This window comes from Embleya sp. NPDC020886, assembly GCF_044333915.1.
Classification (GTDB): domain Bacteria; phylum Actinomycetota; class Actinomycetes; order Streptomycetales; family Streptomycetaceae; genus Embleya.
Genome location: NZ_JBIRRX010000006.1, coordinates 339673 through 356694, shown reverse-complemented (window position 1 = coordinate 356694; position 17022 = coordinate 339673). Strand labels below are relative to the sequence as shown.

The 17022-nt window shown below is 73.7% G+C and carries 3 protein-coding genes and 1 pseudogene; all 4 read right to left on the bottom strand.

The genetic code is table 11. The annotated features are described in order from the left end of the window. Positions 1-41: 41 nt before the first annotated feature. Positions 42-5507: pseudogene (locus ACH4U8_RS23525) on the bottom strand (SDR family NAD(P)-dependent oxidoreductase); the annotation flags it as partial. A gap of 11 nt (positions 5508-5518) precedes the next feature. Then, the gene (locus ACH4U8_RS23520) at positions 5519-13828 is read right to left on the bottom strand and encodes a type I polyketide synthase (RefSeq protein ID WP_395779922.1); all 8310 of its coding nucleotides are present in this window, start codon (positions 13826-13828) and stop codon (positions 5519-5521) included. Between the two features lie 238 nt (positions 13829-14066). Beyond that, positions 14067-15269 (bottom strand): acyl-CoA dehydrogenase family protein, encoded by a 1203-nt coding sequence (locus ACH4U8_RS23515; protein ID WP_360323617.1) that lies wholly within the window; start codon positions 15267-15269, stop codon positions 14067-14069. Positions 15270-15480: 211 nt separating this feature from the next. Continuing rightward, complete coding sequence (locus ACH4U8_RS23510; RefSeq protein WP_360323615.1) at positions 15481-16992, bottom strand: MFS transporter; 1512 nt, start codon at positions 16990-16992, stop codon at positions 15481-15483. Positions 16993-17022 lie beyond the last annotated feature (30 nt).

Below are 17022 nucleotides of genomic sequence, written 5' to 3'. Positions count from 1 at the left end.
GCCGGTGGACCCGCGGTGCGAGTCCACCGGCGCATCCGGGCCTACTGGTTGCCGTCCAGGAACTGGAAGAGTTCCTCGTCCGTCGCGGCGGTGACGTCGAGCCGCTCGTCGGGCCGGTCGGCGGAGTCCCGGAAGGCGCGCAGCTTCAGCAGCAGACCCTCCAGGCGATCGGCGATGCGATCCCCGTCCCGACCGGTCGCCGAGGACATGGTCAGCGCCGAGTCGACCCGGTCCAGCTCGCTGAGCACCGAGCCCGTCGGCGTCGACAGGCGAGCCGCAAGCAGGCGCATCAGCTCACGCGCCACGGCCGCCGCCGTCGGGTGGTCGAACACCAGCGTCTGCGCAAGCCGCAGGCCGGTCTCGGCGCCGAGGCGGTTCCGGAACTCCACGGCGGACACCGAGTCGACCCCCAGGTCGGAGAACGCCCGATCCGGATCGATCGACCGTCCCGCCGCGTACTGCAACACGTCGGCCATCCGGGTGCACACCAGGTCGAGCAGGATCTCGTATCGGTCCTCCTCGGCCAGGCCGGACAGCCGGTCCGACAGGGCGCCCGCACCGGCCGAGGCCGGCCGCGACGCCCGCGGCGCACGCGGCGTCACCCCGCGGCCCGCGAGTCGCCGCAGGATCGGGGGTACCTCCGCCTGGGCGCGCACCATGGCCAGGTCCAGGGCGACCGGAACCAGCAGCGGCTCGTCCAGACCGAGTGCCGCGTCCAGCAGCGCGACGCCCTGCTCCGACGAGGACAGGGTCACCCCGAGCCGGGCCAGCCGGGCCAGGTCCACCTCGGTCAGGTCCTCGGTCATCGTGCTGCGCTCGGCCCACATGCCCCAGGCCAGCGACACCCCGGGCAGCCCCCGGGCTCGCCGGTACTGCGCCAGGGCGTCCAGATAGGCGTTGCCGGCCGCGTAGTTCGCCTGACCGGCCGGGCCGATCAGGCCGGACAGCGAGGAGAACATCACGAACGCCGACAGGTCCAGATCGCCGGTCAGCTCGTGCAGGTTCCACGCAGCGACCATCTTGGGGTTCAGCGCCACGTCGAGTCGCTGCCCGGTCAGCTCGGTCAGCACCCCGTCGTCGAGCGCGCCGGCCGCGTGCACGACCGCCGTCAGCGGGGCCTCGGCGGGGATCGCGGCGAGCAATCGGGACAGCGCGGCGCGGTCGGCCGTGTCACAACCGGCCAGGACCACCTCGGCGCCCAGCGCGGTCAGTTCGGCCGCCAGCTCGACGCCCCGCGCGGACCCGGCGCCGGTGCGGCTGACCAGCAACAACCGCCGCACCCCGTGCACGGTCACCAGATGCCGGGCCACCACCGCGCCGAGCGTGCCGGTCCCGCCGGTGACGAGCACCGTGCCGGTCCCGAACGCCGCCGTCGGCGCGCCGGCGCCGCCCACCTCGGCCCGGACCAGCCTGGGCACCAGGGCCCGACCGGAGCGCACCGCCAACTGCGGCTCCTGCGCGACCAGCGCCGCCACCGCGTCCCACGGCACCGACTCGGCGTCCACGTCCACCAGCCCGAATCGGCCGGGGTTCTCGGTCTGCGCCGACCGCACCAGGCCCCACACACCGGCCTGGGCCAGCCCGTCGACCGGCTCCTTCGGCTCGGCCCCGACCGCCCCCTCGGTCACCAACACGAGCGTGCCGGAGGCGAAGCGTTCGTCCGCGAGCCACTCCTGCACGGCGGTGAGCACCACATTGGTGACCTCCCGGGCGTCCGGGCCGGCCGGGCAGCGCAGGAACACCACGTCCGGATCGGCGCCGACCTCGGCGAGTTCCCCGACGAGCGTCCACCGGGCCGGCTCCACCGGCTCGGCGGGCGCGGCCGACCACTCCACCCGGAACATCGACTCCGCGGGCGTACCCGGCTCGGTCGTCGGCATCTGCCGAAAGCGCAGGCCGTCGACCGACGCCACCGGCACACCGCTCGCATCCGCGAGCCGGATCGACACCACGTCCGCGCCGGCGGCCGACATCCGCACCCGCAGCGCGGACGCGCCGACCGCGGACAGGGACACCCCGGACCACGCGAACGGCAGGACGGCGCCCGGCATCCGGTCGAGGAAGGAGCCGAACCAGACCGCGTGCAGCGCCGCGTCCAGCAGCGCCGGGTGCAGGCCGTACCGATCCGCGTCCGCCGCCGCCTCCGGCGGCAGCGCGACCTCGGCGAACACCTCGTCCCCGAGCCGCCACAGCGCGGACAACCCGCGAAACGCCGGTCCATAGTCGTACCCGCGGGCGGCGAGGTCGGCGTACAGGTCGCCGATCGCGACCTCCTGCGCCCCCTCCGGCGGCCAGTGCCCGGCCTCGAACCCGGCGGGCGGTGCCCAGTCGGACAACGAACCGTCCGCGTGCCGGACCCAGTCGCCGTGCTCGGTGCGGGCGTGCACCGACACCGCCCGGTGTCCGGACTCGTCGGCCTGCTCGACCACGACCTGAAGTTGTGCCCCGTCGCGCTCCCCGAGCACCAGCGGTGTGTGCACGGTCAGTTCGTCGAGCAGGTCGCACCCGACCTCACGGCCGGCCCGCAGCACCATCTCGACGAACGCCGCGCCGGGCACGATCACCCGACCCAGCACCGCGTGGTCGGCCAGCCACGGCTGGGCCTGCGGGGACAACCGGCCGGTCAGTACCGTCCCGCCGGACTCCGGCAGCGCCAACACCGCGCCGAGCAGCGGGTGTTCCCCGGCGGCCAGGCCCGCGGCGCGCAGGTCGCCGGCCTGCGCCGGCACCTCCATCCAGTACCGGTCGCGCCGGAACACGTAGGTGGGCACCGGCACCGTGCGCGCACCCGTCTCGGCGAACACCGCGGGCCAGTCCACCTCCACTCCGTGCACGTGCAGGGTGGCCAACGCGGTCGTCGCGGTGGCCGGTTCCGGGCGATCGGCGCGCAACACCGGCACCGCGACCGACACCGCGTCCCCTTCCGGGAAACACCCCTCGGCCATCGCGGTCACCGCGGCATCCGGGCCGACGCCGACGAACCGGGTCACCCCGTCGTCCCCGAGCCGACGCACCGCGGCGGCGAACCGCACCGGCTCGCGGACCTGGCGCACCCAGTACTCCGGCGAGCACACCGACTCGGCGGGCAGCGGCTCGCCGGTGACCGTCGACACGATCGGCAACACCGGTTCGTGGAACTCCACTTGGGCGAGCACCTCGCGGTAGGGCGCCAGCATCGGGTCCATCAGGGGCGAGTGGAACGCGTGGCTCACCCGCAACCGCTTCGTGCGTCGGCCCAGGGCCGCGAAGTGCTCGGCGACCCGCGACACGGCGGCCTCCTCGCCCGACACGACCACCGATTCCGGGCCGTTCACGGCGGCGATGCCGACCTCGGCACCCGCCGCCATCGAGGCGACCTCGTCCTCGCCGACCCGGATCGACACCATCGCGCCGCCCGCCGGCAACGCCTCCATCAGCCGGCCGCGCGCCGCCACCACGCGGCACGCGTCCTCCAACGTCCACAGTCCCGCGACGAACGCCGCCGACAACTCGCCGATCGAATGCCCGGCCAGCACCTCCGGCCGCACCCCCCAGGAGCCCAGCAGGCGGGTCAGCGCGACCTCGACCGCGAACAGCGCGGGTTGCGCCCAGCCGGTGCGGTCCAGCAGTCCGGCGCCCGTCTGCGTCTGCGTTTCCGGCTCCGGCCCCGACTCCCGCTCCGGCTCCGGCTCCGGCTCCGCGAGCAGTACCTCGCGCAGCGGCCGGTCCAGCAGGCCGTCGAACCCGGCGCACACCTCGTCCAGCGCGGCCGCGAACACCGGGAACGCCGCGTAGAGTTCGCGGCCCATCCCGAGCCGCTGGGTGCCCTGTCCGGCGAACACGAACGCGGTCCGGCCCGGGTGCGCGACACCCCGCACCACCCCGGCGACCGTGTCGCCGGCGGCGATCGCCCGCAGGCCCGCGAGCAGTCCGTCCCGGTCCGCCGCCACCACCGCGGCCCGCTGTTCGAAGGCCGTCCGGGTGGTCGCCAGCGAGAACCCGACGTCGAGCGGGTCGAGCCCGTCCACGGCGGCCAGCAGGGCCCCGGCCTGGTCGGCCGGCCCCTCGGGGGTCCGGCCGGAGAGCACCCACGGCACCAGCGGCAGCGGGGTCCGCTCCCTCGGCTCGACCGCCTCGACCGGCTCGGTCGCCGGCGCCTGCTCCAGGATCACGTGCGCGTTCGTACCGCTGATCCCGAACGACGACACCGCGGCCCGCCGCGGCGCGTCCGTTCGCGGCCACTCCCGCCGCTCGGTCAGCAGCCGTACCTCTCCCGAGGACCAGTCCACATGCGAGGAGGGAGCGTCCACGTGCAGCGTCTTGGGCAGCACCCCGTGGTGCAGCGCGAGCACCATCTTGATCACGCCGCCGACCCCGGCGGCGGCCTGGGTGTGGCCGATGTTGGACTTCAACGATCCGAGCCACAGGGGGCGGTCGCGGTTCGGGCCGTAGGTGTCCAGGACGGCCTGGGCCTCGATCGGGTCGCCGAGGCCGGTTCCGGTGCCGTGCGCCTCGACCGCGTCCACGTCCGTGGCGGACAACTCGGCGTTCTCCAGCGCCTGCCGGATCACCCGCTGCTGGGACGGTCCGTTCGGCGCGGTCAACCCGTTCGACGCGCCGTCCTGGTTGACCGCGCTGCCGCGCACCACGGCCAGTACCGGATGCCCGAGCCGCAGCGCGTCCGAGAGCCGCTCGACCAGGAGCATGCCGACGCCCTCGGCCCAGCCGGTGCCGTCGGCCGCGTCGGCGAAGGACTTGCAGCGCCCGTCCGAGGCCAGTCCGCGCTGGCGGCTGAACGCGACGAGCATGCCCGGGGTGGACATCACCGTGGCACCGCCGGCCAGCGCCAGCGTGCACTCGCCGCGGCGCAGCGACTGCACCGCCAGATGCAGTGCGACCAGCGAGGAGGAGCAGGCCGTGTCGACGGTGACCGCGGGGCCCTCGAACCCGAAGGTGTAGGCGATCCGCCCGGACGCGGCGCTGTTCGCGGTGCCGGTGAGCAGATGCGCCTCCGCGCCGCCGGCGGCCTGGTGCAGTCGGGGGCCGTAGTCCGGTGCCATGGCTCCGGCGAACACCCCGACCCGGGCGCCGCGCAGCGATGCGGGGCGGACCCGGGCCCGCTCCAGCGCCTCCCACGAGGTTTCCAGGAGCAGCCGCTGCTGCGGGTCCATCGCGACCGCCTCGCGCGGCGAGATCCCGAAGAACTCCGGGTCGAACTCCGTCGCGTCGCGCAGGAATCCGCCGCTTCGGGTGTAGGTGCGGCCGGGGGTGTCGGGGTCCGGGTCGTAGAGCGACTCCGCGTCCCAGCCCCGGTCGACGGGGAATTCGCCGATCGCGTCGCCACCGGCCTCCAGCAGCCGCCACAGGTCCTCCGGCGAGCCGACGTCGCCGGGGAAGCGGCACGCCATGCCGATGATGGCGATCGGTTCGCGGCTCGCCTGCTCGGTGTCGCGCAGGCGTTGCTTGGTCTGCTGCAACTCGGCCGTGACCCGCTTGAGGTATTCGACCAGCTTCTCTTCGTTACTCACAAGAACTCCGATCAGGGCATGCCAAGTTCGCCGTCGATGAGGTCGAAGAGTTCGTCGAGCTCCAGCCCGTCCAGCTCGACCGCCTGCGGTACGGGTGACGCGGCCGGCACGGTGGGCCCGGTGGGCTCCGTCGGCCCGGTGGGCTCGGTCGGGGCGAGCGCCGTGCCCAGGTGACCGGCGAGTGCCGCCGGTGTCGGGTAGTCGAACACCAGCGTGGCCCGCAGGCGCAGCCCGGTCGCCGCGCCCAGCCGGTTGCGCAGTTCCACCGCCGTCAGCGAGTCGAACCCCAGTTCCTTGAAGGTCCGGCCGGGGGCGACCGCGCCCGGTGTGCCGTGGGCCAGCACGGTGGCGGTGTGTTCGCGGACCAGGCCGAGCAGGGCTTCCTCGCGCTCGGCACCGGACATCCGGGCCAGGCCCGCGCCGAGCGATGCGACGGCGTCGCCCGGCTTGGCCGCGGTGGCCTCCGCGCGCCGGACCCGGTCGCGGACCACCCCGCGCAGCAGGGCCGGTACCGTACCGTGCGCCCGTACCGCGGCCGGGTCGATCCGGGCCGGGACCAGCAGGGGCGTGTCGGCGGAGACCGCGGCGTCGAACAGGGCCAGCCCGTCCGCCGCGGTCAGCGCGGTCAGGCCGGCGCGGCGCATCCGGCTCAGGTCGGCGTCCGCGAGTCGGCCGGTCATGCCGCTCGGCGGCGCCCACAGGCCCCAGGCGAGCGACACGGCGGGCAGGCCGCCTGCCGCGCGCTGCTGGGCCAGGGTGTCCAGGAACGCGTTGGCGGCGGCGTAGTTCGCCTGTCCCGGCAGCCCGAGGATCCCGGCGACCGAGGAGAACAGCACGAACATCGACAGGTCGAGTCCTCGGGTCAGCTCGTGCAGGTTCAGCGCGGCGTCGACCTTGGGCCGCAGTACCCGTTCGAGCTGCTCGGGGCGCATCGCTTCGAGCACGCTGTCGTCGAGCAGCCCGGCGGCGTGCAGCACACCGGTCAGCGGGCGTTCGGCCGGGATCGAGGCCAACAGCTCGGCCAGCGCGCCACGATCGGCGACGTCGCACGCGGCCACGGTGACCGTCGCGCCCGACTCGGCCAGCTCGGCGGCGAGTTCGGCCGCGCCGGGGGCGTCCGGTCCGCGCCGCCCGGCCAGCAGCAGGTGGGTTACGCCGTACCGGGTCACCAGGTGCCGGGCGAACAGGGCGCCCAGGGTGCCGGTGGCGCCGGTGATCAGCACCGTGCCCGCGGTGAGGTCGGGTCGCGTCGCCGGCCGGCCGGCGACCCGGGCCAACCGGGGTACCAGTGGCCGCCCCTTGCGGATGGCCAGTTGCGGTTCGCCGGTGGCCAGCGCGACCGGGAGGGCGGCGACCGACGCCTCGTGGGCGTCCAGGTCGACGACGACGAACCGATCCGGATGCTCGCGCTGGGCCGACCGGACCAGGCCCCAGACCCCGGCACCCGCCGCCCCGGTGGGATCCGTCTCGGCCGCTTCCACGACCATCGCGTCGCGGGTGAGCAGCACCAGCCTCGACGCGGAGAACCGCTCGTCGGCGAGCCACTCCTGGATCAACCGCAACGTCCGGCCGGCCACGGCGTGCACGCCGGCCGCGGTGGGCTCTCCCGTCGACGCGGCGAAGACCACGTCGGGTACCGGTCCGGCGGCGGCCAGCGCGCCGAGATCGGCGTGGGTCGGCACGCCGACCCCGAGTTCGTCGGTGCCGACGACCGCCCACGGCCGCCGGTCGTCGCGGGTCTCGGGCACGTGTGCCTCGACCCAGTCCACCCGGAACAGGGCATCCGGCGACCCGCCGGTCGGCGCCCCGGCCGGGAGCGGGCGCAGCGCCAGCGATTCCACCGAGGCCACCGGTGCCCCGGTCGCGTCGGCGAGCCGCAACGAGACGGTGTCCGCCCCGTCCGGCGAGATCCACACCCGCAGCGCGGACGCCCCGCCGGCCCGCAACGACACGCCCTGCCAGGAGAACGGCAACCGGCAGCCGGGACCGTCCCCGACCGCGGCGTGCAACGCGGCGTCCAACAGCGCCGGGTGCAGCCCGAACCGGCCGGCGTCCGCCTCGATCTCGGCGGGCAGCGCGACCTCGGCGAAGATCTCCGTACCCCGGCGCCACCACGAGCGCAGTCCTTGGAACGCCGGGCCGTAGCGGTAGCCCAGTTCGGTCCAGCGGTCGTATCCGCCGTCCCACTCCACCGCGACCGCGTCGGCCGGCGGCCAGGCGCTCAGGTCGAACTCCTCGGCCCGACCGACCGCCAGCACCCCGCTCGCGTGCCGGGTCCAGACACCGGAACCGTCCGCCGGGCGAGCGTGCACGGCCAGCACCCGGCGGCCGGACTCGTCCTCCTCGCCGACCGTGACCCGGACCGCGACCCCGCCCTGCTCCGGCAGCGCCAGCGGCACCTCGCAGGTCAGCTCGGCCACCTCGTCGCAGCCCACCTCGTCGCCCGCGCGCACCGCCAGTTCGACGAACGCGGCGCCGGGCACCAGCACCGTGTCGCCCTGCCCGCGATCGGCCAGCCCGTGGTCGGCCAGCCACGGCTGGGCCTGCCGGGAGAGTTGTCCGGTGAGCACGAGGCCGCCGGAGTCCGGCAGTTCCACCACCGCGCCGAGCAGCGGGTGATCCGCCGCGGTCAGTCCGGCCGCCGCGACGTCCGCCGCTTCCGCGTCCGAGGTCGGTTCGAGCCAGTAGCGCCGACGTCGGAACACCGACGTGGGCACGTCGACCGGCCGGGCGTCGGGGAAGACGGTCCGCCAGTCGGGGCTCACCCCGCGTACGTACGCCTCGGACAGCGAGGTCAGGAACCGCTCGGGGCCACCGTCGTCGCGGCGCAGCGAGCCGACCACGACCGCCTGCTCCAGCACGTCCTCGATCGCCGAGGTCAGCACCGGGTGCGGGCTGACCTCGACGAACACCGAGTGCCCGCGTTCGGCCAGCACGCCGACCGTCTCGGCGAAGCGGACCCGGCTGCGCAGGTTGCGGTACCAGTACTCGGCGTCCAGGTCGGTGGTGTCCAGCAGATCGGCGGTCACCGTCGAGTAGAACGGGATCGCCGCAGGGCGCGGGGTCGTTCCGGCCAGGACCGAGGCCAGTTCGTCGGCGATCCGCTCCACCTGCGCCGAATGCGACGCGTAGTCCACCGGGAGCCGCTTGACCCGGATCTCGGCCGCCTCGCACTCGGCGATCAACTCGTCCAGCGCGTCCACGTCGCCGGCGACGACGACCGACCCCGGGCCGTTCACCACCGCCGTCGAGATCCGGCCGTCCCAGCGGAGCAGTCGTTCGGCGGCCTCGTCCTCGGACAGGGCGAGCGAGACCATGCCGCCGGCGCCGGACAGCGCCAGGATGGCCCGGCTGCGCAGCGCGACGATCCGCGCCGCGTCGGCCAGGTCCAGTGCCCCGGCGACGCAGGCGGCGGCGATCTCCCCCTGCGAATGGCCCACCACCGCGGCGGGCCGCACACCGTGGGAACGCCACAGCGCGGCCAGCGACACCATCACCGCGAACAACACGGGCTGCACCACGTCCACCCGCTCCAGCGCGGCGGCGTCGCGCAGCACCTCGAACAGGTCCCAGTCGACATGCGGGGCCAGCGCCTCGGCGCACGCCCGCATCGTCTCGGCGAACACGGCCGAGGAGTCCAGCAGTTCGGTCGCCATCCCGACCCACTGCGAACCCTGGCCGGGGAAGACGAACACCACCGCGCCCGCCTCCCGGGCGACGCCGCGCAGCACTCCGGGTGCCTGGACGCCGGCGGCGAGCGCGGTCAGACCCCGGCGCAGCGCGGCCGGGTCGGCGCCGACGATCGCGGCCCGGTGCGGCAGGCCGGATCGGGCGGCGGCCAGGGCGAATCCGGTGTCCGCCCGGTCCGGGTCGGGGTGGGCGTCCAGGAAGGACAGCAGGGCGGCGGCCTGGGTCGCCACCGCGTCCTCGCTGCTCGCGGAGAGGACCCACGGCAACACCTGACCGGCCGGCCCGACGGGTGCGGGCGCGGACTCCGGCTCGGCCGGCGCCTGTTCGATGATCACGTGCGCGTTGGTGCCGCTGATCCCGAACGAGGACACCCCGGCCCGGCGGGCCCGACCGGTGCGCGGCCACTCCCGGGTCTCGGTCACCAGTTCCAACCCGCCGCCGGCCCAGTCCACGTGCGGGGTCGGCTCGTCGGCGTGCAGTGTCCTGGGCACCGTCTCGTGCCGCAGCGCCTGCACCATCTTGATCACGCCGGCCACCCCGGCCGCAGCCTGGGCGTGGCCGATGTTCGACTTGAGCGACCCCAGCAGCAGCGGGCGGCCCGGCTCCCGGTCGCGGCCGTAGGTGGCGGCGAGCGCGTCCGCCTCGATCGGGTCGCCGAGCGTGGTCCCGGTACCGTGCGCCTCGACCACGTCGACGTCCCCGGTGGAGATCCCGGCGGCGGCGAGCGCCCGGCGGATCACCCGTTCCTGGGCGACCCCGTTCGGCGCGGTGAGCCCGTTCGACGCCCCGTCCTGGTTGATCGCGCTGCCGCGCACCACGGCCAGCACCCGGTGCCCGTTGCGCCGTGCGTCGGACAGCCGTTCGAGCACCACGATGCCGGCGCCCTCGGCCCATCCGGTGCCGTCGGCGGCGGCCGAGAACGCCTTGCATCGGCCGTCCTCGGCCAGCCCGCGCTGGCGGCTGAATTCCACGAACATGCCCGGCCCGGACATCACCGCGACACCGCCGGCCAGCGCCAGCGAGCACTCCCCGGCCCGCAGCGCCTGCGCGGCGAGATGCAGCGCCACCAGCGACGACGAGCACGCGGTGTCCACGGTGACCGCGGGGCCCTGGAGCCCGAGCGTGTAGGCGATCCGACCGGACGCGACACTGATCGTGCTGCCGGTCAGTCGGTAGCCGTCGGACTCGGCGTGCACGGCGTGCAGCGGCGGACCGTAGTCCTGTGCCATCGCTCCGACGAAGACCCCCACGGGTGCGCCGCGTCGGCCCGCGGGATCGATCCCGGCCCGCTCCAGCGCCTCCCAGGACGTCTCCAGCAGCAGTCGCTGCTGCGGGTCCATGGCCAGCGCCTCGCGCGGCGAGATGCCGAAGAATTCCGGGTCGAACCGGTCGGCGTCGTGCAGGAAACCACCGTGCCGGGTGTACGAGGTGCCCGCCCGGTCCGGGTCGACGTCGTGCAGTCGGTCCAGGTCCCAGCCCCGGTTGGTGGGGAATCCCGAGATCGCGTCGGTCCCGTCCACGACCAGTCGCCACAGGTCCTCCGGCGACGTCACGCCGCCGGGGAGCCGGCAGGCCATCCCGACGATCGCGATCGGCTCGTCGCTCGCGAGGTCGCCCGCCGAGCCGCCCGTCGTGTCGCCCGGCGAGCCGTCCGCCCGGTCGCCGGTCGAGTCGTCCGCGTCGTCGCCCGTCACCAGAACACGCAGGTGGTCCGCGAGTTCGGCCGGCGTCGGGTGACCGAACAACAGGCCCGCCGGCAGCGGGCGCCCGATCGCCGCGCTCAACCGGTCCCGCAGTTCCACCGAGCCCAGCGAGTCGAACCCCAGCTCCTTGAACGTGGCGCCGGGATCCACCGCGTCGCCGCCCGAGTGGCCGAGCACGACCGCGACGGTCGACCGCACCAGCCCGAGCATCCGGGGCCCGGCCGGGATCACGGCCGTGACCCCGGCCGGAGCGGGCGCCGCCGGCCCGGACCGCGGCTCGGGGAGCGCGGCCCGTACGGCCGGTTCGGTGAGCCAGTGCCGCTCGCGCTGGAAGGCGTAGCCGGGCAGGTCCACGGTGCGGGCGCCGCGCAGGGCGAACACGCGCGGCCAGTCCACCCGGACCCCGCGCACGTGCAGTTCGGCCAGTGACGCGAGGAAGCGCTCCGGCCCGCCTTCGCCCCGGCGCAGCGAGCCGGTGACCACGCCGGATGCGGATCCGGCCTGCTCGATCGTGTCCCGCAGCGCGGGCAGCAGCACCGGATGCGGGCTGCACTCGACGAACACCGCGTGTCCGTCGCGCAGCAGCGCTCCCGTGGCCTGCTCCAGTTCCACGGTCTGCCGCAGGTTGCGGTACCAGTACTCGGCGTCCAGCTCGGCGGTGTCCAGCAGGTCGCCGGTCACCGTGGAGTAGAACGGCACCGCCGAGGACCTCGGCCGGATCCCGGCCAGCACGGTGTGCAGCCGTTCCCGGATCTGCTCCACGTGCGACGAGTGGGACGCGTAGTCGACCACGATCCGCCGGGTCTCGACGCCTTCCTCGGTCCACCGCGCGACCAGCTCGTCCAGCGCGTCGGGGTCGCCGGAGAGCACCACGGACGACGGTCCGTTCGCCGCCGCGATCGACACCGCGCCGTGCCATGGGGCGATCCGCTCGCGCACCTCGGCGGCCGACCGCAGGACCGACACCATGCCGCCGCGGCCGGACAGCGCGATCAGGGCCCGGCTGCGCAGCGTCACCACCCGCGCGGCGTCCTCGAGCGACAGGGCGCCCGCCACGCACGCGGCGGCGATCTCGCCCTGGCTGTGTCCGACCACCGCCGCCGGCTCGATCCCGCACGAGCGCCACAGCGCGGCGAGCGACACCATCACCGCGAACAGCGCGGGCTGCACCACGTCCACCCGCTCCAGGGCGGTCGCGTCCCGCAACACCTCGCTCAGCGACCAGTCGACATGCGGCGCGAACGCCGCCTCGCAGGCCCGCATCGATTCGGCGAACTCCGGTACGGATTCCAGCAGTTCGACCGCCATGCCGGCCCATTGCGAACCCTGCCCGGGGAAGACGAACACCGTCTCGCCGACCGCCGCGGCCTGTCCCTCGACCACTCCGGCGACGGCCGCGCCGGCGGCGAACTCGGCCAGTCGGAGCCGCAGTTGTTCCCGGTCCCGGCCGACCACGACCGCACGGTGTCGGAACGCGGTCCTGGTGGTGGCCAGGGACAGCCCGATGTCCGCGGCGGACTCCGGCCGTTCGTCCACGAAGGAGGACAGCCGGGCGGCCTGGGCCCGCAGTGCCTCGCCGGTGCGGCCGGCGATCGGCCACACGTGCGCACCGGCCGCCGAGGCGGTGGTCGGGGCGATCGTCGTGGCGGACCGCGCACCGGTCGCCGGGGCCTCGGCGACCACCAGGTGACAGTTCGTACCGCCCATCCCGAACGAACTCACCCCGGCCAGCAGCGGCCGGTCCGGTTCCGGCCACGGCGTCAACTCGGTCTGTACCCGCAGGCCGAGGTCGTCGAGGGGAATGGTCGAGGGCGGTGCGACGAAGTTCAGGCTCGGCGGCAACAACCGGTGCCGCATGCTCAGCGCCACCTTGACCAGCCCGGCGATCCCGCCCGCGCCCTCCAGGTGCCCGATGTTGGTCTTGACCGAACCCACCGACAGCGGCGCACCCGGCTGCCGGGCGCGACCCAGTGCCGCACCTAGCGCCGCGGCCTCGATCGGATCGCCCACCGGGGTGCCGCTGCCGTGCAGTTCGACGTACTGCACGCCGCGCAGCGCGACGCCGGCCCGCCGGTACGCCTGCCGGACGACCTCCTCCTGCGCGGACCGGGTCGGCACGGTGAGGCCGGCGTGCTCGCCCTCCCCGGCGCCGTCGTTGTTCACGGCACCACCGGTCAGGACGCAGTAGATGTCGTCGCCGTCGGCGAGCGCGGCGTCCAGCGGCTTGAGTACCACCACGCCGCCGCCCTCGCCGCGCACGAAGCCGTCGGCCCGCGCGTCGAAGGTGTAGCAGCGGCCGTCCGGCGACAGGCCGCCGAAGCGCACCGCGCCGAGCGTCGACTCGGCCAGGATGTTCAGGTTCACCCCGCCGGCGATGGCCACGCCGCACTCGCCGCGTCGCAGGCTCTCGCACGCCAGGTGCACGGCCACCAGGGAGGAGGACTGTGCGGTGTCCACGGCCAGGCTCGGTCCGCGCAGGCCGAGGTGGTGGGAGACGCGGTTGGCGATGATCGCGCGGCGGGTGCCGGTCATCGTGTGCCGGTCGACGCCGGCCGCGCCGAGCCGATCCTGGAGCGCCGCGTAGTCGTCCCACATGACACCGACGAACACCCCGGTGTCGCCGCCGCCGAGTTCGGCGGGCAGGATCCGGGCGTCCTCCAGCGCCTCCCAGGCCAGCTCCAGCATCAGGCGCTGCTGCGGGTCCATCGCGGCCGCCGCGCCCGGGGCGATGCCGAAGAACGCCGCGTCGAAGCGGTCGATTCCGTCCACGAACCCGCCCCGGCGATGCGGCAGTTCGGCGCCGCGCCACCGGTCCTCGGGGGCCTCGCGTACCGCGTCCGTCCCGTCCCGCAACAATCGCCAGAATTCGTGGCCGTCGCCGGCCCCGGGAAACCGACAAGCCAATCCGACCACGGCGATCCGTCTCATACCCAGCAGTCAACGCGGCCGGCGGTGAGTTGGCTTGTTTCACGAACCCAGAATGCGTATGGAAATCTGGTGGCGGATACCAATGGAAATCGCCGCCGGCCGGGTGGGAAGCGGTCCATAAAAAGGCGCACCGGTATTGCTCGGCGGCCACCGGATCATCCGGCCGCCGAGCAATACCGATGCATTGATCGCTGCGGAGGAGCAGCCGCGCCCGAAGGCCCGGCCGGAAGGAGGAACCTCAGTACAGCAGAGTCACCGAGGGGTGAATGTCCAACGTCGCGCGGCTGTAGTCCTCGAGAATGATCGGCGCGTTGAGCGCGGTGTGCCGGCTCATCACCGAGATATCCCGCCACAGGCGCTGCAGCGGGTTGGACAGGGCGAATGCGCTGCCGCCGACGACGTCGAGCAACTTCTCCACACCCGCGCGCGCCTTTTCGTGCGCGGACCGCTGGTGCATGCGAAGCCGGGCCCGCTCCTCCCACGGCATCGGCTGGGTCTCCGGAATCCCGTCGAGGGCCCGGCCGATCTCGGTCAGGTGCAGTCGGGAGGTCTCGATCAGGTGCGCGGCCTCGCCGAACCACATCTGCACCGACGGCGCGTCGACGGCCGCCTCGTAGTTGACGTAGGTGATCGGCCGCTTCTTGGCCAGCGCCTGCCGGGTGACCTCGAGCGCGCCCTCGGCCGCGCCCACGATCGCGGCGAGCGACTGCGCGCTGCCCTGGAGCAGCATGCTGTCCCGCTCGTCCTCGCCCACCAGGTCGGTGAGGCTGAACCCGACCGCCCGCACCTCGGGGACGAACACGTCCTCGGCGACGACCGTGTGCGTGCCGGAGCCGGCCAGACCGGCCACGTGCCAGGTGCGCTCGATCTTGAGGTCGCTCATCGGTACGACGGCGCCCACCAGGTCGGTGGTCTGCTCCTCGCCGTCGTAGATGTGCACCACGGGGATGTAGGCCCAGTCCGCTATCTCGCAGCCCGAGCTCCACGGGAAGGTGCCGGTGATCCGGAACCCGCCCTCGGTGCGCCATGCCTTGGTGGTGCTCAGGTGGGCCGTGGAGATCACGTACGCGTCGGGGTTGTCCGCGAACATCTCGGCCAGCGCGGCCTCCGGCATCCCGTTCAACGCGAACCGCGTCGACGCGGTGTCGATGGACAGGTTCCAGCCCGCCGACCCGCACGACTTGCCGACCTCGGCGACGAGCGCCAGCAGGTCCGACATCTTCAGGTCGTAGCCGCCGAACCGGGTCGGCGTGGTGAGCCGGAACAGGCCCGCGTCGCGGAGGCCGACCACGACCTCCTCGGCGAGCCTGCGGTCCTGCTCGGTCTTCGGCGCATTGTCGCGGATGAGCTGAGCAAGCTCACGGGCACGGGTCAAAAGCTCCGCGGGGTCGACCGTCGGCCCGGTCGCCTCGTCCGTCCGCTCATCGGCCACTGCTGTCACGAAGCTCTCCTTCGATCGTGGGTCGCGGGCCGACCCCGATCGGGGTGGGCTCACCGCACCGCATCCGTGCTCAAGTCAATCCGCTCCGGCCCGGCAGTCCCAGCGTCGAGAACCCAGAAACCGGCCGCCGGGCTGGTACTCGGAACCAAGTACGAGCCTTGGCACCGAGTACGAGCCGACGACCGGTTCCCGGTCGAAGCCCGCGGACGGATCAGACGCCCGGCACCGCGGCCGGTTCACCGACCTCCGGGTCGGTCTGCGCCGTCACGAAGCGGTCGAAGAGCAGCCCACAGACGATCGCGCCGCCGAGGAAGACCACCGCGCCCCAGAAGAACGCCGTCGTGTAGCTCTCCACGGAGGCCTCCGCGGCGAGCTTCGGGGTCGGCGTCTTGCCCTCGATGTACGAGTCCGCCGCGGTGATCGCCAGCGTGCTCAGCAGCGCGGTGCCGATCGAACCACCCACCTGCTGCACCGTGTTGACCAGTGCCGAGGCGGCACCGGCGTCCTGCGGCTCGACGCCCACCGTGGCCACCGCGGCGCCCAGCGAGACGACCAGGCCGAAGCCGATGCCGGCTATCAGGGTCGGGGCCAGCACGCCGCCCGCGTACGAACTGTCGGTGGTCAGCCGGCTGAGCCAGAACGAACCCACCGCGGCCAACAGCAGCCCGGCCGGGATCAGGATGCGCGACCCCAGCTTGGGTTCGAGGATCGGCGGGACGGTGGTCGCGCCGATCGCGATCCCGACGATCATCGGCAGGAAGGCCAGGCCGCTCTGGATCGCCGAGAAGTCCAGGATCAACTGGAGGTAGTAGGTCAGGAACAGGAACTGTACGAACAGCCCGATCCCCAGCAGGAACATCGCCAGATACGCGCTGCCCCGGTTGCGGTGCAACACGATCCTGATCGGCAGCAGCGGGGTGCTCGAGCGCAGTTCGAACAGCACGAAGGCGATCAGCAGGACCCCGCTGCCGACCAGGTAGCCCCACACGTCGACGCCGCCCCAGTGACCGTCCGCAGCGTTGGACAGGCCGTAGGCCAGGCAGAACAGGCCGACCGAGGCGGTCACCGTGCCGGGCAGGTCGAGCTTCTCCGGGCGGTGCTCGGCCTGCCGGTTCTGCATCGTCAGCGACGCGCCGATGAAGACGACCGCGGTGAGGATCACGTTGACGTACAGGCACCAACGCCAGTCCAACCAGTCGGTCAGCGCGCCGCCCAGGATCAGGCCGAGCGCGAGCCCGCCGCTGCCCAGTGCACCGTAGACACCGAACGCGGTGACCCGTTCCTTCGGGTCCTTGAACACGGTCAGCAGGAACGACAGCGCCGCCGGCGCGACGAGCGCGGCGAACCCTCCCTGCAGCGCCCGAGCGGTCACCAACATGGGGAACCCGTTGGCCGCGCCGCCCAGCACCGACATGACACCGAATCCGACGATCGAGATCATCAGCGACCGCTTGGCCCCGATGAGGTCGACCACCCGGCCGCCCAGCAGCAATAAGCTGCCGAAGGCGAGTGCGTAGGCCGTGACGACCCACTGCCGGTCCGCGTCCTCGAACCCGAGGTCCGCCTGTGCCGACGGCAGCGCGATGTTGACGACCGTCGTATCCAGGAAGATCGTCATCTGCGCGATGCCGATCACCGCCAGGATCAACCAGCGGTTGACGTAGTGGGGGTCGGACGCGCCCTCCGCCGCCACTTTCGACTCGGAATCTGGTGACTCTGACATACCACTTACCTCTGTTGATCGGGCCGGACC

Excerpts from the sequence above, each read along its gene's own strand:
- ACH4U8_RS23520 (WP_395779922.1), bottom strand. The coding sequence starts at position 13,828 with ATGAGACGGATCGCCGTGGTCGGATTGGCTTGTCGGTTTCCCGGGGCC.
- ACH4U8_RS23510 (WP_360323615.1), bottom strand. The coding sequence starts at position 16,992 with ATGTCAGAGTCACCAGATTCCGAGTCGAAAGTGGCGGCGGAGGGCGCG.